The 20,083-nt window shown below is 38.9% G+C and carries 23 protein-coding genes and 3 tRNA genes; 15 read left to right on the top strand and 11 right to left on the bottom strand.

Annotation, left to right across the window (positions count from 1 at the left end; all coding sequences use genetic code 11):
• From tnpA to BM265_RS20465, 9 genes are all read right to left on the bottom strand, one after another.
• Window positions 1–178: IS66 family insertion sequence element accessory protein TnpA (tnpA, locus tag BM265_RS21125; protein WP_431767997.1), on the bottom strand; the 178-nt coding region annotated here is incomplete at its 3' end.
• 196 nt (window positions 179–374) lie between these two features.
• Window positions 375–2,135: a leucine-rich repeat protein gene (locus BM265_RS17540; RefSeq protein ID WP_242940893.1), complete on the bottom strand. Its 1,761-nt coding sequence runs from the start codon at window positions 2,133–2,135 to the stop codon at window positions 375–377.
• Between the two features lie 474 nt (window positions 2,136–2,609).
• Entirely contained in the window at window positions 2,610–2,804 is a 195-nt protein-coding gene (locus BM265_RS20785; RefSeq protein ID WP_074963257.1) for a hypothetical protein, read from the bottom strand.
• Window positions 2,797–3,489: a hypothetical protein gene (locus BM265_RS17530; RefSeq protein ID WP_074963256.1), complete on the bottom strand. Its 693-nt coding sequence runs from the start codon at window positions 3,487–3,489 to the stop codon at window positions 2,797–2,799. The genes BM265_RS20785 and BM265_RS17530 overlap by 8 nt, the downstream gene beginning before the upstream one ends.
• A gap of 15 nt (window positions 3,490–3,504) precedes the next feature.
• Complete coding sequence (locus BM265_RS17525; protein ID WP_074963255.1) at window positions 3,505–4,194, bottom strand: hypothetical protein; 690 nt, start codon at window positions 4,192–4,194, stop codon at window positions 3,505–3,507.
• Window positions 4,184–5,071 (bottom strand): ATP-binding cassette domain-containing protein, encoded by an 888-nt coding sequence (locus BM265_RS17520; protein WP_074963254.1) that lies wholly within the window; start codon window positions 5,069–5,071, stop codon window positions 4,184–4,186. Before BM265_RS17520 ends, BM265_RS17525 begins: the two co-directional genes overlap by 11 nt.
• A 12-nt stretch (window positions 5,072–5,083) precedes the next feature.
• Window positions 5,084–5,332 (bottom strand): DUF6897 domain-containing protein, encoded by a 249-nt coding sequence (locus tag BM265_RS17515; protein WP_207647010.1) that lies wholly within the window; start codon window positions 5,330–5,332, stop codon window positions 5,084–5,086.
• A 100-nt stretch (window positions 5,333–5,432) separates the two neighbouring features.
• On the bottom strand, window positions 5,433–5,807 hold the full coding sequence (locus BM265_RS17510; RefSeq protein WP_074963252.1) for a GntR family transcriptional regulator: 375 nt from the start codon (window positions 5,805–5,807) through the stop codon (window positions 5,433–5,435).
• 278 nt (window positions 5,808–6,085) lie between these two features.
• On the bottom strand, window positions 6,086–6,253 hold the full coding sequence (locus BM265_RS20465; protein ID WP_207647009.1) for a hypothetical protein: 168 nt from the start codon (window positions 6,251–6,253) through the stop codon (window positions 6,086–6,088).
• 264 nt (window positions 6,254–6,517) lie between these two features.
• On the opposite strand from BM265_RS20465, the gene BM265_RS17505 reads away from it, so the two are divergent.
• The 15 genes from BM265_RS17505 to BM265_RS20460 all read left to right on the top strand — a co-directional run bounded on the left by BM265_RS17505 (window position 6,518) and on the right by BM265_RS20460 (window position 17,801).
• A complete protein-coding gene (locus tag BM265_RS17505) occupies window positions 6,518–6,745 on the top strand; it encodes a hypothetical protein (RefSeq protein ID WP_074963251.1) in 228 nt (75 codons plus the stop codon).
• A 168-nt stretch (window positions 6,746–6,913) separates the two neighbouring features.
• Window positions 6,914–9,211 carry a peptidase domain-containing ABC transporter gene (locus BM265_RS17500; RefSeq protein WP_074963250.1) on the top strand — a complete coding sequence of 766 codons (2,298 nt, stop codon included), beginning with the start codon at window positions 6,914–6,916 and terminating at the stop codon, window positions 9,209–9,211.
• Between the two features lie 58 nt (window positions 9,212–9,269).
• Window positions 9,270–10,181 carry an ABC transporter ATP-binding protein gene (locus BM265_RS17495; protein WP_074834442.1) on the top strand — a complete coding sequence of 304 codons (912 nt, stop codon included), beginning with the start codon at window positions 9,270–9,272 and terminating at the stop codon, window positions 10,179–10,181.
• The gene (locus BM265_RS17490) at window positions 10,178–10,984 is read left to right on the top strand and encodes an ABC-2 transporter permease (protein ID WP_074963249.1); all 807 of its coding nucleotides are present in this window, start codon (window positions 10,178–10,180) and stop codon (window positions 10,982–10,984) included. The genes BM265_RS17495 and BM265_RS17490 overlap by 4 nt, the downstream gene beginning before the upstream one ends.
• A 21-nt stretch (window positions 10,985–11,005) precedes the next feature.
• Window positions 11,006–11,827: a hypothetical protein gene (locus BM265_RS17485; RefSeq protein WP_074963248.1), complete on the top strand. Its 822-nt coding sequence runs from the start codon at window positions 11,006–11,008 to the stop codon at window positions 11,825–11,827.
• A gap of 473 nt (window positions 11,828–12,300) precedes the next feature.
• A complete protein-coding gene (locus BM265_RS17480; RefSeq protein ID WP_074963247.1) occupies window positions 12,301–12,987 on the top strand; it encodes a response regulator transcription factor in 687 nt (228 codons plus the stop codon).
• Window positions 12,988–12,997: 10 nt separating this feature from the next.
• Complete coding sequence (locus BM265_RS17475) at window positions 12,998–13,519, top strand: GNAT family N-acetyltransferase (protein WP_074963246.1); 522 nt, start codon at window positions 12,998–13,000, stop codon at window positions 13,517–13,519.
• Between the two features lie 83 nt (window positions 13,520–13,602).
• A complete protein-coding gene (locus tag BM265_RS17470) occupies window positions 13,603–14,517 on the top strand; it encodes an ATP-binding cassette domain-containing protein (protein ID WP_074963245.1) in 915 nt (304 codons plus the stop codon).
• The gene (locus tag BM265_RS17465) at window positions 14,510–15,187 is read left to right on the top strand and encodes a hypothetical protein (protein ID WP_024859120.1); all 678 of its coding nucleotides are present in this window, start codon (window positions 14,510–14,512) and stop codon (window positions 15,185–15,187) included. The genes BM265_RS17470 and BM265_RS17465 overlap by 8 nt, the downstream gene beginning before the upstream one ends.
• Window positions 15,188–15,208: 21 nt before the next feature.
• A complete protein-coding gene (locus BM265_RS17460) occupies window positions 15,209–16,105 on the top strand; it encodes a sensor histidine kinase (protein ID WP_074963244.1) in 897 nt (298 codons plus the stop codon).
• 576 nt (window positions 16,106–16,681) lie between these two features.
• Window positions 16,682–16,756 (top strand) — tRNA-Leu (locus BM265_RS17455).
• 7 nt (window positions 16,757–16,763) lie between these two features.
• A tRNA-Leu gene (locus BM265_RS17450) sits at window positions 16,764–16,836 on the top strand.
• Window positions 16,837–16,871: 35 nt separating this feature from the next.
• Window positions 16,872–17,096 carry a helix-turn-helix domain-containing protein gene (locus BM265_RS17445; RefSeq protein WP_013483374.1) on the top strand — a complete coding sequence of 75 codons (225 nt, stop codon included), beginning with the start codon at window positions 16,872–16,874 and terminating at the stop codon, window positions 17,094–17,096.
• Between the two features lie 24 nt (window positions 17,097–17,120).
• Window positions 17,121–17,192, top strand: a tRNA-Glu gene (locus BM265_RS17440).
• Window positions 17,193–17,441: 249 nt separating this feature from the next.
• A complete protein-coding gene (locus BM265_RS20460; RefSeq protein ID WP_074963243.1) occupies window positions 17,442–17,801 on the top strand; it encodes a hypothetical protein in 360 nt (119 codons plus the stop codon).
• 388 nt (window positions 17,802–18,189) lie between these two features.
• On the opposite strand, the gene BM265_RS17430 is transcribed toward BM265_RS20460, so the two are convergent.
• Both BM265_RS17430 and BM265_RS17425 read right to left on the bottom strand, forming a co-directional pair.
• Window positions 18,190–18,729, bottom strand: a complete 540-nt coding sequence (locus BM265_RS17430) for a hypothetical protein (protein ID WP_074963242.1) — start codon at window positions 18,727–18,729, stop codon at window positions 18,190–18,192.
• A gap of 397 nt (window positions 18,730–19,126) precedes the next feature.
• A complete protein-coding gene (locus BM265_RS17425) occupies window positions 19,127–19,594 on the bottom strand; it encodes a hypothetical protein (protein ID WP_074963241.1) in 468 nt (155 codons plus the stop codon).
• Window positions 19,595–20,083 lie beyond the last annotated feature (489 nt).

The raw sequence follows: 20,083 nt of genomic DNA, 5'->3' as shown, positions 1-20,083 counted from the left end.
TATACTGCTCCCGAACTTTTCTTAAGCGGTTGTAATACGTGTTAGGCTTGATCCCGTTTTCTTTGCACCATTCCCGGATCGTCAGACCGCTTGCCTGTTGCGCTTCGATCTGTGCAGTCCATTCTTGCAGACGTACTTCCTGCTTTATTGTTGTGATGCTTGTCGTATTTGACTGCATATATTTCACCAACTCCTATCTGTCTAATATACTCCAATTAACTCCATGGACCAATTTGGATTTTCCAATTTACTTCATGGTGTTCCTTGGAGTTTATTATACTTCATTAGACTCCGGTGGGGTAGGTGCGGAGGGTTATACGCTTACAAAACACCTATTCAGACTCAATGCCTTGAATAGGTGTTTTTGGATATACTTACTGGAGCAATTTCTTACCCTTAACGTGAGCTGCGATTTTAGTTATGTCAGAGATGTTTATTTTGCCGTCATTATTAACATCGGCAAATTTCTGAGCGTTTTCATCAAGAAGTTTTTTACCCTTAACGTGTGCTGCAACTTTAGTTATGTCAGTAATGTTTATTATACCATCAATATTTACATCTCCAATAAGAAGTGGCTTGAATACACGCGCATCGGTGTCTTCTTTTAGAAAGTTATATGGGTTGATCTTTGCATATTTATTTGAATATGCTTCTGCTGTGCTACCTTTATATCCCATAATATACTTGAAATCCAGCGCATATTGATTTGCGTACACATTTGGATATTCTATTTGTTCGATTTCACAATTCTTAGAGTATACAATAACTGTTGATTTTTGGCTATGATTAACTAAACCTGAAAATGCACCATCTCCTATAAATTCAACGCTTTCAGGAATCTCTACTTTAATCAAACCTTTACAGTTTTTAAAGGCTTTTGAGCCGATATATTTTAATCCATTCGGAAATTTTATTTTTTTTAGCTCAGAATTTTCAAATGCATTTGCGTAGATAGCTTCAAGGTTTGCAGGAAGAATTATCTCATTTTTTTTCTGCCCGGCAAAAACACTTGCGCCAATGTATTTCAGTGTAGAAGGAAGCTTAAATTCAGCTGTTACAGGTATACCGGGAGAATCAGCTATACCAAGTGTTCCCTCACGAATATCTATATAAGATGGATTGTTACCATTTACTTTGTATAGCCAATTACCAAGGTAAAGAGTCTTTTCTGTTGATGAGTCGAATTCTTTTTCAAAAGGAGTGTTTTGGAATGCTTCAACACCAAGTCGTTCAAGGGAATCGGGAATACTAACAGGTTCTGAGAACGAACATCCGTCAAAAGCATTATTAGATAATGTAACGAGTCCTTCATTTAAATTAACGCCCTGTAATCTCTTATTGCCTGAAAAAGCATAAGATCCAATTTCTTTTACATTTCCTGGAATATCAATATCTAATGCATTAACAGCATCATTAACATTATCGATAAATGCATCGCTGAATGCATAGCTGCCTATATACAAATCGTTTTCGGTTGGCAGTTCCAGACTCTTGAGTTTCATCTCTGCACCATTAAATGCACCATAATTAATATATTTGAGAGTATCAGGAAAAACTATTTTTTCTACATTTCCAAGTCTGTAAACATATCTGGCATTTACTGAAAATTTCTTGAAAGATTCAGTACCTATTCCGACACATCCATCAGGGATGACGAGTTCAGAAACGTCTTCACCTTTCTTTGAATAATCAACTATCCAGTCATCGACCATTATTAATACATTAGCATTATCTTTTATCTGTTCGTTGTATAGTTCAGTACCTACGAATGCATTTCTTCCGATAAATTCAAGGCTATCAGGGAAATCTACTTCCTTTAGATTTGTGCAGCCATAAAAAGCGTTCTGGCAAAGTGATGTTATGCCCTCACCGATAACAACTTTTTCAATAAACGTATCTCCTTTAAAAGGTGAATCGTAATTTCCTGCAGCATCAGTGTTTAAAAGTTTTCCATGTCCGGTTATAGTAACTGTTGCTGTATCATAGTCAATAACATAACTTGCGTTATTTCCCCACTGTTTCGTTTCTGAAATATCGGCATAAGTCGTTATGTTCATTAAATTTGCGCTCAGCATCAATGCTGAAGCAAGTCCTGAAATCACTTTTTGTATTTTCATTATATCCCAACCTTTCAAGTATTGTATAAATAGAGTGAAATAATATTTTCATTAGTAGCCATTATGCTTTACTCCTGTTTTCAGTTCACTTACGCTTTGGTAAACCGTAAGTTGTTCATATATAATTATACCATGTTTTGGTTAAAAGCACAAGAGAAATTTGATAATTATTTATATGCGAGTGTGTCTATAGACACATTCTAATTACGCTTGTAAGGCTTGACAATCTGTTAAAGTTTTGGTATAATATAATAAGCTGAGTTTATCAGTTTTACTCAAGAGTCTATCGTAGTGGTCACTGCGGTGGGCTCTCTTTCTATCTTTATAGTGTGTCTATAGACACACACTGCTGTAAAGTAAGCGTAAAATAAAACCGTGTCCCATAAAAAACTCACCCCTGCCCGTGATTTTTCCGAGTAGGGGTTTGATCATTCCTCGCATTTAAACTTGAGGTTTTTATCAACATACTTCCCTGATCGTCAGCCCGCTTGCCTACTGCGCTTCGATCTGTGCTGCCCATTCCTGAAGCTGCATTTCTTTTTTGACTGTTGTGATGGATGTTGTTGTGTCCATACCTGTTACCTCTATATCCATGATATTAGTAATGGAGAACACAGCTACCGAGATACAGAGAACACACTGAGCAGATAAATTTATATACTTTGCCTTCTTATTCACTTTATTCATTTGCTTGCACCTCCAGCGCCGCCAGTAATGCTTTTTTGGGAGCGGCGAACTTGTCGCCTTTTTTCCACCAGATGTTTTGAAGTGCAAGAATAAAAGCGATCGCAATGATATTACCGCATACGGCAAAAATGACCGCTGTTGTCAGATGTTGTCCCAGAAGTATGTGTGTGAATGATGTATGTTTGACAGCGATCGGGAAAATAATAAAAGCAATATACGCAAATAATTGTATCACTGCAATGAACTTTACACTGTTCTTACCGTAACAACCGCCTGCAATGATTATCAGCATACTGCTTATCGTGTTGAAAATGATGGTATCGGAAAGCCCTGTGACCCCAAGATTGACATATGCCGACACAGCAAGCACTGTGTTGTATAAAATATTAACAGCTGTTACCACAGCCAGCGGACCTACTGTAAACAGTTCTTTTGCACAGTTGCATGAACTGTAGAATTTGTTCTGCTGTAGTTTTGTACTTGCTATTATCACCATGATGAGCGTTCCCATATTGCCCATCTGTATAGATCCGAGCATGGATAAATAATCTTTACTGCCAACAGGGGCGGGATCTATGATAAAAGCCAATGTCATTCCGATCATCATAAACAGCCCGAAGCCGATCGTGAATGGATGTGCTGCCGCTTGGGTATATAACTTTATACCACTTGCAACTTTATTCATTGCTGTACATCTCCTTTATTTATACCATTTGTTCTTTTTATAGTTATTCAGCATTATCTTTTGCGAGATAATTATGAACGGTACTGCTGTCACCGCAACTGCAAGAGCAAAATAGATATTTCCGTCCGTAATGTCAGGAGATATCACACCTGCCAGCCCTGCCACAAGGACGATCGATGTTGATAATCCTTTGACAGCAGGATTTTTGATAAGATCAATAAGATTAACAAGCCCGATGTTTAACAGGAGAAATGCTCCGATATAGATAACACCACTTGTGCCGAATGCGAGTTTTAGGATACCCAGACGGTCAAAGAGCGCCCCGAAGAGCATGATCGATATAAGCGATATAACGCGGGCGATAAGCGAGGCATTTTTCATTTTTCTGTAAGTGTCAAAACCGCCGTTTACCGTTCGGAAATACTTGCCGCCCGGCAAGTGCCTGTCATACTGTATAAGCCCTGTTATCATCAGGATAATGCCTGCATCTATGGTCAGGAACGTGTTTGTCAGCGTACTGCCGCTCATTTCATTAAGAGCGGCTGATACATTTCCCTTAGACAGAAGCATTATGATAAAAAAGGTGAGAATGGTGGCCGAATACATTAATATCCCGCCGATGCTGAGTTTCAGCGCATACAGCCCCATGCTGTCGCCTGTATATATCTTGTGTGCCTGAGATAGCGTGAGTGTATTACTTGTCATCTTCCTCCGCCTTTCTGAGTATGCCGATACTGAGTTGCTGTAATGTGGGCGTTTCGACAGCAGTATCGTATGTTCTCAGTATGTCGGCATTTTCTGCAAGGGCTATGCCTTCAAAGCCTGTTCTTCCGCCTGAGAAAGATATCATAAATGGTCTTGCCCTGTCAGCATTTTCCGCATCGCCGTGAACGAGTATGTATTTTTCTTTCAGGTCTTCAACAAAACCCTGTTCAATTACTTTGCCGTTTGACATGAAGATAGCATAGTCGGTGGCAAACTCCATATCAGCTATATTATGAGTGGAGAAAAGCACCGAGCGTTCGCCGTCACGTTCACTGAGATACTCTCTGAACAGGTCACACAGCATATCGCGGGCAAGCGGGTCAAGTGTTGATGCAGGTTCATCAAGCACAAGCAGTTCGGTATCTCTTGCAAGTACCGCCGCAAGGTAGGTACGCATCTTGTTGCCGTCTGAGAGCTTCATGAGCTTCTTCTGCTTCTTTTCAGTCGGATCACCGAGCTTGAAGCGCCTGCAAAGCTCTGCAAAACGCTGCCTGTCAAAGTTATCAAAGCCAAGTTCCATAGAATCAGCGATCTTTTTAAGCGTCCAATCCATCGGGAAGAAGTTAGCCGAAGAACAATAGCTGATACGGTTGCGGAGCTTGTCATCGTCAATGTCGGTCATATCACCGAAATAGACGGCTTTACCGCCTGTTTTGCCTGTAACACCGCAGAGAATATCGATCAGTGTGGTTTTTCCGGCACCGTTCGCACCGATAAGAGCCGTTGCAAATCCGCAGGGCACGACCGCCTGGACTCCACCGAGCGTAAAATCCTTGTATTTCTTGGTAATGCCGTTGATCTCAATTGCGTTATTCATTTTCAATTCTCCTTATTCAGTAAACAGCCCGACCATGGACTTTCTCTTTCCGTTTTTCTTACGGGGGTATTCCTGCACAACGGAAACATACTCAAGATTAACGGTCTTTATACCGGACTTTGTTTCAAGCTGTGCCCAATTATCCTCGACCTTTACGAGCGTTCCGTCTACAGAGGTGAACCCTGTGGAGATAATTACATCCTTGCCGATATATGCCTTGATAAGCTCGTTCATATTGCTTACTCCTTTTCTTTTATTCATCATATGCTTGTGTAAGATCTGCCTCATTCGTCTCCTGCGCTGATAATACGAAGCGAAAAGAACAATAAACAGCAGATACCATATTGCCCAATTCATATCATCACACCTCGTCAATGCTCCATAGCATTTCAAGCGTTTGTTCTACTTCTTCAAGTCCAACTCCTGCTATCCTTGCGGAGTATATCGCATCTGACAGGTGCTTTTCAAGCTGCCGCATATGCTGTTCTTTCAGCATCCGCTCGTCCTGGGCATTTACATAGTAGCCCTTGCCCTTTGAAGCAGTCACCAGTCCTTCCGAAGAAAGCTCCTCATAAGCCTTCATCGTTGTGATAACGCTGATCTTCAGATCCTGAGCCAAACCTCGGATCGATGGCAGCGGATCACCTGCTTTGAGTTTGCCCATCAGAATTTGCTCCCTGAGCTGGGCTGCGATCTGTTTATAGATCGGTTCGGTTGAATTCTGATAGATTTTCAAATGATCCTCTCCTTTCGGCTTTACTGTTTATGTGGTATATATACAGTATATAACACATAAACAGTTTTGTCAAGATTTTACTGTTACAAATATCGACAGGCATATTGTCATGATGTTGGTTATTTTGAACAAGGTGAAGGGTTTTACATATAAAAAGCTTGACCCTACTTATTGCGTAGGATCAAGCTCTTTTTGTTATTTCATAGCCTGCCTATTTTTCTGTTTAGGAGATACTTCTTTATGGAGCATCACCGAAAAGTGAGGTCAGATAAGTTGGATCATGCGGGAGTAAAAGCGCAGCCGGCTCTTTCACAAGCAGCTTTCATTTCTTCGATCTCTTTTTCTCTTCTTTTTCTTCTCCAGTATTCCTCATAATGTTTAGTACCGGGTTCAAAAACCGTTTTGACATAATCATAATGAGAATTTTCAGGAGGAAGAGCAGTCATCGGCAGTTTTTCTTTAAGTTCTACTTGTTCAGATTCAATAACCGACTAATCATTTGATAATTTAACAGAATAATTATCACGTTAATATGATTAATAATTTGCATCCGTTTCCTTATTAAGTGGATTATATAAAAAGTCACAATTTCCCAAATATAATTATATTAAACTGTTGACATCAAAAACAAAATTGTGTATAATTAATTATAGAATAAGCGCTGCAGCTGTTTTATTCGATAATTTTATATAATTAAAAGGAGTTTAATTATGAAAAAGTTGAATGAATCAGAGATGAAAACGTTTAATGGCGGCTACGGCTATGGTTGGGCAGAGGCAGGAGATGAGTATCTACCAGTCAAAGATTATCGAGCTGGTGATGAACGTGACCACAGCGGAAGCTATAAAGAACATTGGTGGAGTGGATATATTTCTTATATAGTTTATCATCATGCTGGTGGGAATGGAGAAGCAAGCTACAACTATAGAACAGCATAAAATGCAGTTTTAATAAAGTTGTCTAACTACGGATAGTATATAGTTTAAATTCATAAATATCCGATCGACACAGCGATGATGTATGGACTGCTGTCAGATATTTTTTCTGACAGCAGTCCATCATATTAAAAATATATAATTAGTGTTCTTTGAAAGTGAGCAATTAGAATGAAATATCCCCATATAAAGCAACATGATGAAAAAGATTGCGGCGCGGCCTGTCTTTGTATGATATCTGAATATCATGGATTAAAGATTCCGATTGCAAAAGCAAGGTCGCTTATCAAAGTTGACAATATAGGAGCAAACGTATATGGATTGGTTGATGGAGCCCAAAAGATAGGCTTGAATGGAGAAGGACTCGGAGGCAGTTTTGAAGAACTTAATGACGGTATAATATCAGGCGAAGTGAAATTTCCTTTTGTAGCGAGAATAATCAATGAATATGGATATGAACACTATGTTGTAGTCTGGAAAATCAAAAAGAATTCTTATTTGATCAGCGATCCTGGATGTCAAAGAAAAAGCACTGTAACGTTAGAATTGTTTAAACAATGTTGGCTCGGTCAAATCGTTACATTTGAAAAAACTGAAAAGTTTCATACAGGTAATGAAAGAAAAGGATCGTTCAGAAAGTTCTTTAAATATATTATAAAACAAAAAAAGCTTGTTACCTGTGTATGTGTTTTATCTTTGATAATGTCAATAATAAACGTGACCGGTTCTTTTGTATTCAATTATGTTGTAAAAGAGTCACAACATACAGTTATAACCAAACAAATTGAAGATGAACGAAACGGTCAGGAATATGAAGCCGGTGTAATATCTAACAAAGAGAATAGTGATCATTTATCCCAGGATATTCCTTCGGCAGATCGGAACCTTGTGGCTGATGGAAAGATCGATAGTCTTATATCCAAAATAATGCCATCATTAAAATCAGTATGTATCACAGCGATTCTATTGTATATACTGAAAATGATACTTGATATTATTCGCGGTAAAGCCATGGCTAAAATGTCAAAATATGTAGAATTTCCTCTTACAATGGAGTTCTACGATCATTTGATAGATCTTCCGGCAGGGTTTTATGGTAATAGAAATACCGGCGAGTATATGTCGCGATTTAAAGATACTGCCTATATAAAATCAGCCATTAGTAACGCTACACTGACTATTATTTTAGACAGTATGATGGCAGTTGCATCAGGATTATTTCTCTGTTGGTTAAGTCCTAAGCTTTTTCTTATTACGTGTATTACTATCTTTGTTTACACAATAATTCTTCTGGCATTCAGAAAACCTTTATCCGACGTAAATTATAAAATGATGGAATCTGACAGTATCGTAACTTCGTATTTGAAAGAAACTATCGACGGTATAGAGACTATCAAATCATATAATTATATGATCCATGTAAAGAAAAAGGTTAGAGCATTGTATGGTGAGCAATTGGATCATGGCGTAAGGGGAAATGTTATGGGAACTATACTCGGATCAATAATGACAATGGTATCATCTATAAGCATGGTATTACTTCTTTGGACGGGAGCAAATTTATGCATCAAAGGTCAACTGATGCTATCGGATCTGCTGGTATTTTATTATATGATGGGTTATTTTTTACAGCCTGTTGGAAATCTTGTCAATCTACAGCCAACGATACAAACTGCTATGGTTGCAGCAGAAAGACTTAATGATATTCTGGATGCAGAAAAAGAAAATAATGATAAACGTTCTCCACATGATCTGAAAGAAGATATCATTTTTGACAAAGTAGTTTTTAGCTACGGAAATCGTGAACCTGTTTTGAAAGAGTTATCATTAACATGTAAAGCAGGGACGAAAACTGCACTTGTGGGTGAAAGCGGAAGCGGTAAAACTACTATTGCAAAGCTGTTAATGGCTTTTCATGAAGTCGAAACCGGAGAGGTCACTATCGGAAATATACCGATCAATGATTATTCGCCCATAGAACTTAGGAAACATATTTCATACATTTCGCAAACAACATCATTATTTGCGGATACTATCATGAATAATATAAAAATAGGTAATCCGAATGCATCTGATGAAGATGTTGTGGATATATGCAAGAAATGTGGCATAGATTCTTTTGCTGAAAAACTGCCAATGGGTTATAACACCAAAATTGAAGAAAACGGAAAGAATCTCTCCGGCGGACAAAGACAAAGACTTGCAATTGCCAGAGCTTTGATAAGAAAACCTGATATACTGATCATGGACGAAGCAACAAGTAATCTTGATACGATATCTGAAAAGATGATCCGAGATATAATTGACTCGTTACCCAAAGATATTACCATTCTGATAATCGCACACAGACTTAAAACTGTAATGAATTGTGATAATATATGTGTTGTTAAAGATGGAAGGATTGTCGAAGAGGGTAAGCACGATCAATTATTGGCACAAAATGGTTATTACTCGCAAATATGGGGTTGAATAAATTGTCGTAACACTCAACTCTTATTTGGCAGACGAAAGGAAATGAAAGATCGATATGGAATATGTTTTGAAAGCTGAATCACTTGAAAAAAAATACAGAGGGTATACTGCTCTTGATGGCTTTATTATGAATGTACCTAAAGGCTCGATTTATGGATTTGTGGGAAAAAACGGTGCAGGTAAAACTACGCTTATTCGTCTTATTTGTGGCTTGCAGAAGCCAACTTCGGGAAGTTTTGAAATATACGGAGTCAGGAATAATGACAAAAAGATACTGGAACAGCGTAAGCGCATAGGTGCTGTTGTGGAAACTCCTTCAATATACCCGGGACTTACTGCTTATGAAAACTTGAAAATGCAGTATATGACTTTAGGTCTGTCAGACTACAAAAGTATACCTGATCTTCTGAAATTGGTCGGGCTTGAAAATACAGGCAAAAAAACAGCACGTAATTTCTCGCTTGGTATGAAACAACGACTCGGTATCGCTGTTGCTTTGTGCGGAGCTCCTGATATGCTGATACTGGACGAGCCAATAAACGGACTTGATCCTCAGGGGATCATTGAAATGAGAGAGTTGATAATCAAGCTTAATCGTGAGAAAGGGATAACTGTTCTCATATCTTCGCATATTCTCGACGAGCTTTCAAGACTTGCCACACACTATGGTTTTATTGATAATGGGAAACTTATCCGTGAAATGAGTGCTGAAGAACTTGAAAAAGAATGCCGCAGATCAACACATATAGAGGTAACGGATTCATCCTGTCTTTCTTCTGTACTGGATAATATGGGCTTTGAATATAAGATCACAGACGAGCATAATGTTGATATATTTGGCAGGCCCAATATATCACAGCTTACAAAAGCACTAATGCCATCAGGATGCGATATAATATCGGTTAATGAAAACGATGAAGATCTTGAAAGCTTTTTCATTTCGCTTATCGGAGGCAGCAAATCATGATAAAGCTTATGAAAACAAATTTTTACAAGATGTTCCACAGCTGGTCATTTTGGTTGACTTTGCTTCTGATGCCGTTTATAAATATCATGACAATGATTACAAAAAACGAGGAGTACTCAGGTAGGGTAAAAGAATCGATATATGACAAATGGTCTGTTATTCAATGCCCTGAAACATGTTTTACACATCTTTCTTCTTTTGTATTTATCGCAGTTTTGCTGATTGGTATGATTATAGGAGATGAATATTCATCGGGAGCTATACGTAACAAACTCGTGGCAGGTTATTCTCGTATACAATTGTATACGGGCTATCTGCTGACAAGTATTGTTGAATGTTTTTTAGTACATATTATCTGTACGGTAGTTTGTTATGGTATATGCTGTACTTTATATGGATATGACGGGTATTTTCTCACTTTCGTATCCATGTTGGTACGTTCACTTGCACCTGCTGCAGCACTTTGTGTATTAACATTGTTCTGTATTGTAGCCGCAGGAAATCGTATTATAGGTATGGTAGCTGCAATTTTGGGTGATTTGATAATATGTCTCTGCTATTCTGCAAATTTAAGTGTATATGCCAGACTTGATAATAGTGAGATAAGTGAGTTCTCACATAAACTATATATTATTATAGATTCACTTCTTCCATCGTTTTACAGCGGATGGTTCGTTGATCCTGTTGATAAGGCAATAGATTTGAGAACTGCTATCCAACCTTCCTGTGGCTGGTGCATGATCACAATGACATTATTCTGTATTACTGGTTATATTATATTTGAAAAAAAGGATATGAAGTAAACATGGGAGGTCTGAAATTACATGTCAAAATTATTAAAAGCAAATTTCTATAAGTTATTTCACAGCAAAGTTTATTGGATCTGCCTTTTGCTAATGTCTTTTTTTAACATCTATAATGCAGTCGCAAGTGATTCGTTGCTCGTATTGCATAAAGTTCACGGAAAAAACAGCGATTATTGGATGGGCTGGAGCTTTATGGAAATATCGACCTATTTAGCTCACTTATGGTATATTTCGTATATAATCATTGCAGTAACAATACTTTGCGTAGGCGATGATTATTCTTCGGGTGCATTGCGAAATAAAATTCTGGCAGGTCATTCAAGGGTTAAAATATTCCTAGGCTATTTTATTACATCTTATGTCGGGGCAATGCTGATACATATTGCAAGCGAAGTTTTAGGTTTGAGCTACTGCCTCGTAAGGTTCGGACTGGAATTTTATCATATAACCTCAGAAAGTGTAAAAAGTTCCCTGGATCTGTGTATACATCTAAACATTTCTGCAGTAGTTGCTATAGCTACATTTGTGGGTATCTCTCTTTTATGCATGATAGTAACAGCAAGAAGAGTACCTGCGCTTGCGATTGCTTTGGGATTGAATATATTAGCAAGCCAGTATGTTGAAAACAAAATGTATAATGTTATCATGTATCACGGAAAAGATCTTCAGTCAGATAAAAAAGCATTGATGTTATTATCAATAGATCCGAATGGTCTCATAAAATCAAATATGGTAGAGTGGAATAATTATCATACTGCCTGCATATTGTGTTGCCTGTTAACATTATGCGCGGTTCTAACACTTGGGATAATAGTAATGAAAAACAGAGATCTGAAATAGATGAAAAACAATATGAAGTAAATAGTGAAAAGCAGCAGTATTCTTTTTGAATTCTGCTGCTTTTGTGATTTGCATTGAAATAGCTGTTTTGATATTTCGTTTTTTCAGTAGGAGGCATTAGTATACTAAACAGGATAGCTCATCTTTCTGTCACGCGTGACACATTAACCATGAGTATTCCAACTGCATGATTCCCTTCAAAAACGTAAAAGCACACTCCCAATATCAGGAAATGTGCTTCGGGGAGCAGATGTTCTTCATATTTTTATATAAAATATAGGAGAAAAAAGTTCAGGAGGAGAACCCATACAATCATCTTACGAATAATCAAAAAGTATGATAAACAGGCGATTTTGCTATACCAGAGCTGTTCTAAAGCCAGAGAACAGCTCTTTATTTTTTCTGCCGATTGACCTTTCTTACGATCTATGCTATAATTATTACAATTAACACATTCATTAGGGAGGTTTGCCATGAAAAAGATACTGATCGCCGAGGACGATAAAGAGATCAACCGTCTGATATGCGAATATCTGTCCTCGCAGGGCTATGAAACCCTTGCGGCACTGAACGGGCTTGACGCCGTCCGTATCACCCGAGAACAGAGTGACCTGTCGCTCCTGATACTTGATATAATGCTGCCATTCCGCAGCGGTGATATGGTGCTTAAAAGCATAAGGGAATTTTCGGATATACCTGTAATAGTAGTATCTGCAAAGAGTGAGACACACTCAAAGATCGAACTTATACGCATGGGCGCAGATGATTATATAACTAAGCCCTTTGACCTTGATGAGCTTCTGGTGCGTGTTGAGGCTGTGCTTCGCAGATACAAGGGCAAAGATACTTCTGCTGTGGCTAAAATACTGACTTATAAAGCACTTGAACTCGATATTGATTCGGGGACGGCTTCGGTATGCGGTGTTCCTCTGACACTTACGGGCAAAGAGTTTGCAATACTTGAACTTATGCTCGAAAATCCTACAAAGCTCTATTCAAAAGCCAATCTTTTCGAGAGCGTATGGGGCGAGGAGTATTTCGGCGATGACAGCACTATAAAAGTCCACATGAGCAATATACGCTCAAAGCTGAAAAAGCTAGACCCTGAAAACGAGTACATCGAAACTGTATGGGGTATGGGCTACAGGCTAGCAAAATAAGGAGAACTTCATGAAGATAAAAACTGAACGTCTGATTCTCAGACCTATATGCACGAAAGATCTGGAGACTACACATGCGTATGCTTCGGACAGGGAGAATTGCAGATTTATGGTTTTTCTTCCGAAGCTGTCCGAAGATGAAACACTTGAATTTCTCAGATGTGCCGAGGAAGAATGGTCAAAACCGAAGCCCGGGTACTATGAATTGGCTGTAGTATACGAGGGCAGACACATAGGCGGGGTAAGTCTGTATCCGGATGATACACGTACTTCTGCCGAGATAGGCTGGATAATTCACCCCGGATATCACAAGCAAGGATTTGGATCCGAGGCGGCTTCTGCACTTATGGGATTTGCTTTCAAAGAACTTGGCATAAAACATTTCTACGCTCACTGTGATACGGAAAATACAGCTTCACGAAGAGTAATGGAGAAACTTGGCATGACCCTCACCGAAGAGCACGGCGGGCGCAAGAACAGGCTTTCTGACGAGGAGCGCAGAGAGTATCAGTATGAGATCTCCATGATTTAACCCTTTCTTTACCTATCGCTTAACCTTTTCTTTACCTTTTGGGTTTAGAATAGGGACATAGACAAAAGAAAGGGTGATGACAAATGACAGATAACGTAATAAGTGTAAGGGGACTTTGCAAATCCTACAAAAAGACCGAAGTCCTTCACAATGTCAGCCTGCAAGTCGGTCGAGGGCGTATCTGCGGACTTATCGGACCTAACGGTTCGGGCAAGACGACTATCATGAAGATAATGGCAGGGCTGTTCTTTCCGACAAAAGGGGAACTGGAGCTGTTCGGCAGTTCTGAGAATCTGGACAATTCCCGCGCAAGGATGAGCTTTATGATCGAACAGCCGATCATTGCAGGCTCTATGTCAGCCCGTGAGAATTTGCAGTATATCCGCTATCTGCGGGGCTATCCCGATGAAAGGCGCATTGATGAGATACTGGACATTGTTGGGCTTGCAAGCACTGGAAAGAAACGTGCAAACAAATTCTCGCTCGGCATGAAACAGCGGCTTGGTATCGGTATGGCACTCCTGCCGAAGCCGGAGATCATGGTGCTGGACGAGCCTGTGAATGGACTTGATCCAGAGGGCATTGTGGAAGTCCGTCAGCTTATCAAGCGTATGCAAGAGGAGTGGGGCGTGACCGTTCTGATCTCAAGTCACCTGCTGTCGGAGCTGTCCGAGCTTTGCACCGATTTCTCTATCATCAGCCACGGAAACCTTATCGAGAACCTGAGCCGTGAGGAACTGCTTGTCAGGTGCAGGAACCATATTGCCCTGCGGACTGACGACATCAACAAGACTGCGGCAGTACTGGAGGATAAGCTGTCCATTCACGATTACAAGGTCATTCACGGCGAGGAGATACAGATTTTTGAACGGCTTGGTGACATTCACCACATTTCCAAAACGCTGACAGATAACGGGCTTGTCATCACAAAGCTGAACGAGGAAGGTCAGAATTTGGAGGACTATTATCTCGAAAAGGCAGGTGGAAGGAATGAATAATATCATCAAGACGCAAATGTTTATCATGAAGCAAAAGATCGTTTCGTTGACCGCCGTATTCATAGCCGCTGTTGTGGTAATAGTATCAGGCTTTTTGCTTAACCCGAATCCGGCAGAAACCTTAACACAGCCCGGATTTATGGCGATGTTTATTGTCTTGTTTATTCCCATTATGGTGATATCCTATTCCTATTCTGAAAGAATACAGATGTATGAGATCATGGCAGGTTTCCGACCGCACCAGATCATTCTCGGAAAAACTCTTGTGATACTGCCGCCGCTCTTAGCTTTTCTTGCCGCATCAGCTATCGTAAGCCTTATCAATGACAGCAGTCAGCAGACATTGGAACGGCTCTTGCTCTATTGTATCCTGTGCGTCAGGGCAACTCTTTGTATAGTCTTTCTCAGCCCGGTGCTAAAGATAGGTACATTCGCTCCTGTATTTAGTGTGATGCTGCTTATGGTGAATGGCTCTGACACGGAAGCACTGGCTCATTCTCCGCTGTCGCTGCTTTGCTTCGGACAGTGTACACTGCTTATTCGTGACATAACTGATGGCTTTGTGATAAAGGTCATCATATCAGCAATCGTATCCTGTACGATCTACTATCTCATCGGCTATTTCACGCTGAAAAAGAAAATCGAACTTGAACCGCACCCAATCAGCTGAAATTAAAAGGAGGTACACGCTATGGAAATTCTGCTCGGAACAGTCTGCGTGTGTCTCCTTGTTATTTTGTGCGTTCTGCTGTGGAAGTATATTTCGCTGAAAAAGAATCTACGCCGATTCTCGCAGGAGCTTGAAAAGCTGAAAGACAGTGATTACAGGCAGCCTGTCAAGGTCACGGATTTTGATAAGGATTTAGTTGAACTCGCTGTAAAGGTCAATGAGCATACCGACATTCAGCGGCAGCTTGGCGTGGAATACGAGGAACGCAAAAAGCAGCTTGGAACAATCATTTCGGGCATTTCCCACGACTTCCGCACGCCGCTGACGGCTTCCCTCGGCTATCTGCAAATGGTTGAGAAAACCGGTCAACTATCTGATAAAAATGCGGAGTATCTCGGTATCGCCATACAGAAAAATCAGTACTTCAAAGAGCTTTCCGATGAATTCTTTGAGCTGACAAAGATAGAAAACGGCGGTGAGGAGCTGAGTATAGAGGAGATCAACCTCAGTAACCTGCTGACCGAAGCGGTGCTTGAACAGCATTCATGGATAGCGGAGAGAAATATCTCAACAGACTTTGAAATTTCAGACGGTATCGTGATACATGCTGATGTGCATTGCCTGACAAGGATACTGAACAATCTCATGTCCAATGCACAGAAATATACCGCAGACAGCTTCGGTGTTGCGCTGAAACAAGACGGTGACCGTGTGATATTATGCGTATCCAATACTCTTGCGGACAGCACCTCGCTCGATATTGATAAAGTGTTCGATTCGTTTTACCGTATGGACGCGCGGACAGCAGGCGGCAGCGGACTGGGGCTGTATGTTGTGAAGCTGCTTTGCGACAGGCGCGGCTGGACAGTAGGTGCGGAGTTGAATGATGATGTCTTTTCTGTAACAATATCGATATGAATACTTGGCTCGGAGAACGCTCTCTGAGCCTTTTTATTTTTGTCGGACATTTTTTCCCATAATTATCAAGTACAGCTCTTATGATTTCGTTATCCCATGAGATATTATCAAATTGTCTCATAACTTTTTCTTCTACTACGAATTATTATTTCTCCTATAATATGCGCCTAATTAGTAGAAATGTCTATGATATAGTAGTAGAAAAAATATACTTGCGGTTTACTTGATTTTTTCTTGTAGATATGATATAATGACCACAACATCAAAGAAAGGAGAAAACCGAGATGAATAAGTTCACTGTTTCATATCTGTATAGCGAATCATTATTGAGCCTCGTCCTCGAATCGGAAGAGACTTCTTTTGTGCTGCGTACAGATAAAGTGGATGAACATTTCGGGATCTCTTGTTTCTAAGTATTATTGATCCTTGTAAGTGAAACACCGTCTGTTTGCAGCAGACGGTGTTTTTGTTATGCCCGTGTGTATGAACGTTATCAACATAATTGATAACTGGCATACATTTATGTTTTAGAAACAGGCTTTTTGGGGTTCGAGTCTCCCCACGGGTATTATTTTTGCGGGATTGGCGGAACAGGCATACGCGACGGTCTCAAATACCGGTTTATTCAGGGTTCGACTCCCTGATTCCGCATTTTTATGCTCTCGTAGACCAACGGCAGAGTCAACGGACTTAAACCCCGTGTAGTGTGAGTTCGAATCTCACCGGGAGCATCAGGATCAATATACTTAGAAAGGAGATGTTTTCAATGCCGGTGATAGATGTCAAAGCAACAGGAGCGAATATTAAAGCTATAATGAAAATGAAGGGCTTCAAGATCGCTGATGTTCAGGCAAGGTGCGGTTTCAATACTCCGCAGGCTATTTTCAAGTGGCTGCGTGGAGACGCTGTGCCAACTATCGATAATATGATAATCATAGCCGATATGTTCGGCGTGACTATCGATCAGATAGTTATAATTAAGAAGATCTGACTGTTATTCCGGTAACAGTCATAAGGCTGCATCGTCTAATGGTCAGGACACAAGTTTTTCAACCTTGGAACGTGGGTTCAACTCCCACTGCGGTCATTAGTATATTCGTGTGCGAATTTCAGAAACTTTTATCTATATATAAAATTTATTTTTGTCCATTGTTGACTTTTTTAAGATTTTCTTGTATAATGATATAAGAAGACTATCATATAAAAAAGACTAAAAAATCTATACCGGAATAAATAATAATTAAGATCATAAGAAAGGATATCCTATTATGCAAACGAATGAAAATAATGAAGAAATGATGCTGAAGAAAGAAGCATTAACTATATTTAATCAGTTTTGTTCGGAGCTGCCCTCATATTCTTTATCATTGACAATATTAATGAATTAAAATGTTTATTCGGTTTTGTACCTGAAGAAATTGAATATGATGATGAAAAATTAAAACAGTATAGTAATAATTGTACGTTTCTGTACAACTTTAAAGATCAGATACTGAACCGAACAAATCACACTAGTGGCGTTGTACTTTATAGTCTGTATTACTGGCAGCATAAATATATAGAAAGAATGCATGAGCTTTCTTATTCGGATGCAAGCTATGAGCAATGGAATTTTAAGACTATGGAACAGATAGAATACACTTGTGGAAAGGTAGACCTTGCTCTGTTAGAAAAAATCGAAAACAATGAAATATAAGTCGAAAGATTATTTAAAATCATCGAGAACCAAACGGAGTACTGATTTATGACAATCATGATTTCTCGCATATCTATTGATATTCATAAAAAGAATATTCATCTTCGGGTCAAGCCTCCTGATGGACACGTCGTTATCTCAGTTCCGGAATCTATTGGTGATAAGGTAATAGAAATATATGAAAAATTGGAGATCAAAAAATAAAGTAAGCGTATAACCCACGCATCATAAAACCAAACAGCCGGGCAGTTAACACCCGGCTGTTTGCTTTTATGATGCGGGGGGTTATACGCTTACTTTGTAACCGTCAAACAGGCTTACGAACAAAATAACACTCATTCAAGAATATTTCTTGAATAAGTGTTATTTCAGTTCATTTTCTATTCACTCAATTATCTCTTTGTATTTCAATAAGTTCATACTCATCTCTGTGGGGATCACATTTTATTTTAAGAATTATCGAAGACTTATTATCATCTATCTTGTAATTTTCTGTTGCAATAGGATCATACTTTATGGGAACACCTAAAGGATATCCAACCTTTTTCATAATGATATTGTTTTCTTTTATATATATATCACATCTTCCGGAAATAAAAGATTCATTTAACCTTACTATTACCGAGTATTTATCCGTTGAATAAACGTTGTAACTTGCTTTAATATTTATTATATCATTATTGACAATGAAAACACAGCAGATTAAAAACAAAAATCCAATAGTTGAAAATATAGCAAATCTTTTTTTTCTTAAGATAATATATTTTGCAATCAATAGCACCAAATCTAAACATAATATATACCCACATAAAGATAGCATTGTGATTTTATTGCTACATAGTTCAAAATATTGGCTTAACAACGCAATAAAAACAACAAGTCCAAATATAAAAAATATTAAAGCATTCAAATATTTATTTTTATTCAAAAAACACACCTCCACTAGCTATCTATTAAGCCCCTAGAAAAACTCAAGATCTAATGTAATCACACTGTTTCAGCACTAATAATTATAAACTTGCCACTATAAAATTATAGAAAACAGCCAACTTTTCATCGGATAATTTAATTGCAAGAAAATCACCGAAAGGAGTTGACTGTTTTCAACCGTCAAGAAATAATGCAGGATATAATACTTTTTTCTACTGCACCCAAGGCAAAGTTTTATGATCTGTTTTTCAAAACTTCGATTTTTCTGAGTTTCTCGAATCAACTGCCAGAACCAGCAGATCCAGTTTCTCAATAAGAGCTAAGCTTCGCGCAACTATTGTTATGATACGTGAATGACTTGAATGCATAAATCAGCTACGAGTTAACGAATACAACTAAACCACTACGGAATTAAGCAAAATGGTTAAGTTATTCATTTTCGGATCGGAAATTCCTTCAAATTCCACTTGTGATAAATCGATCTCACCACAACCACTTACATTTGGGTATCTAGACCCCTTTTCCCATGTTATGGTAGTTTCATAACAGCCATAACTTTTAAATACTCGTGCAAGGCCATAATAATTCAGTTTATATAAGTCCCCTTCTGATGAGTCGCCACTCCATTTATAAACATCAAGCATCACAAATTTAACATTGGCTTTGTAAAATGTTAGATTGTCTTTTTTAAAACTTTCGACATCAGAAATTAAGCAATTTTGGCAATCTCCTAGGGTTAACCACCAATCTATTTCATTAGCACTTATATAACCATTATAATAGGTTGTACCATAACCTGCTTCTGGTATAGTAGAAAATAAGTATTTTTCATCATCTTTCACCGTTTCTTCAACAAGATTCATATAATCATTAAGAAGATAATAATATGTAAACCTCATCTGTCTTGTATAAAGTATTGCGTCAATTAAATTAAATATGCAGTATGGGCTTCCCGTATTATCTAAAAAATGATATAATGCTCTTGCAGCATTAGGAGTTGCTCCTATATTCCCTCCTCAAAATATCTTGTAAAATCTCGTAAATACTCGCGAAATCTCAGTATTTCATAAAGTTATGTTCAAGAAATGAACCAAGTTATGGATGATCCAAAGCATTGAATGCCGGATTTAACGTTATCAGGGTATAGCAAACAAAACGTCTTGAGAGATCTGTTTTGACAGCCTTGATGCGACCCATATCCGTTACGGCAGCAAACCTCCTCTGTCCAACGGGATCATTCGTCACGTGAAGTCCCAACTTCCTTCGTTCTGCCTATCCATAACAGGGCGTCGGCGCAGCTCCATTGCGAGGTCATGCCCCTTGGTAATAATTCCTGCCGACTGCCGGCTCAT

Origin of the sequence: Hominimerdicola alba (assembly GCF_900112155.1) — a bacterium.
GTDB lineage: Bacteria > Bacillota > Clostridia > Oscillospirales > Ruminococcaceae > Hominimerdicola > Hominimerdicola alba_D.
The sequence above is the reverse complement of the archived record's forward strand: the minus strand, read 5'-3'. Positions and strand labels throughout refer to the sequence as shown.

What these genes read in the sequence shown, in the direction of transcription:
- BM265_RS20785 (WP_074963257.1), bottom strand. Translation starts at nt 2,804, where the DNA reads ATGAATAAAGTGAATAAGAAGGCAAAGTATATAAATTTATCTGCTCAG.
- BM265_RS17530 (WP_074963256.1), bottom strand. Translation starts at nt 3,489, where the DNA reads ATGAATAAAGTTGCAAGTGGTATAAAGTTATATACCCAAGCGGCAGCA.
- BM265_RS17525 (WP_074963255.1), bottom strand. Translation starts at nt 4,194, where the DNA reads ATGACAAGTAATACACTCACGCTATCTCAGGCACACAAGATATATACA.
- BM265_RS17520 (WP_074963254.1), bottom strand. Translation starts at nt 5,071, where the DNA reads ATGAATAACGCAATTGAGATCAACGGCATTACCAAGAAATACAAGGAT.
- BM265_RS17515 (WP_207647010.1), bottom strand. Translation starts at nt 5,332, where the DNA reads ATGAATAAAAGAAAAGGAGTAAGCAATATGAACGAGCTTATCAAGGCA.
- BM265_RS20465 (WP_207647009.1), bottom strand. Translation starts at nt 6,253, where the DNA reads ATGACTGCTCTTCCTCCTGAAAATTCTCATTATGATTATGTCAAAACG.
- BM265_RS17505 (WP_074963251.1), top strand. Translation starts at nt 6,518, where the DNA reads ATGAAAAAGTTGAATGAATCAGAGATGAAAACGTTTAATGGCGGCTAC.
- BM265_RS17500 (WP_074963250.1), top strand. Translation starts at nt 6,914, where the DNA reads ATGAAATATCCCCATATAAAGCAACATGATGAAAAAGATTGCGGCGCG.
- BM265_RS17495 (WP_074834442.1), top strand. Translation starts at nt 9,270, where the DNA reads ATGGAATATGTTTTGAAAGCTGAATCACTTGAAAAAAAATACAGAGGG.
- BM265_RS17490 (WP_074963249.1), top strand. Translation starts at nt 10,178, where the DNA reads ATGATAAAGCTTATGAAAACAAATTTTTACAAGATGTTCCACAGCTGG.
- BM265_RS17485 (WP_074963248.1), top strand. Translation starts at nt 11,006, where the DNA reads ATGTCAAAATTATTAAAAGCAAATTTCTATAAGTTATTTCACAGCAAA.
- BM265_RS17480 (WP_074963247.1), top strand. Translation starts at nt 12,301, where the DNA reads ATGAAAAAGATACTGATCGCCGAGGACGATAAAGAGATCAACCGTCTG.
- BM265_RS17475 (WP_074963246.1), top strand. Translation starts at nt 12,998, where the DNA reads ATGAAGATAAAAACTGAACGTCTGATTCTCAGACCTATATGCACGAAA.
- BM265_RS17470 (WP_074963245.1), top strand. Translation starts at nt 13,603, where the DNA reads ATGACAGATAACGTAATAAGTGTAAGGGGACTTTGCAAATCCTACAAA.
- BM265_RS17465 (WP_024859120.1), top strand. Translation starts at nt 14,510, where the DNA reads ATGAATAATATCATCAAGACGCAAATGTTTATCATGAAGCAAAAGATC.
- BM265_RS17460 (WP_074963244.1), top strand. Translation starts at nt 15,209, where the DNA reads ATGGAAATTCTGCTCGGAACAGTCTGCGTGTGTCTCCTTGTTATTTTG.
- BM265_RS17445 (WP_013483374.1), top strand. Translation starts at nt 16,872, where the DNA reads ATGCCGGTGATAGATGTCAAAGCAACAGGAGCGAATATTAAAGCTATA.
- BM265_RS17425 (WP_074963241.1), bottom strand. Translation starts at nt 19,594, where the DNA reads ATGAATCTTGTTGAAGAAACGGTGAAAGATGATGAAAAATACTTATTT.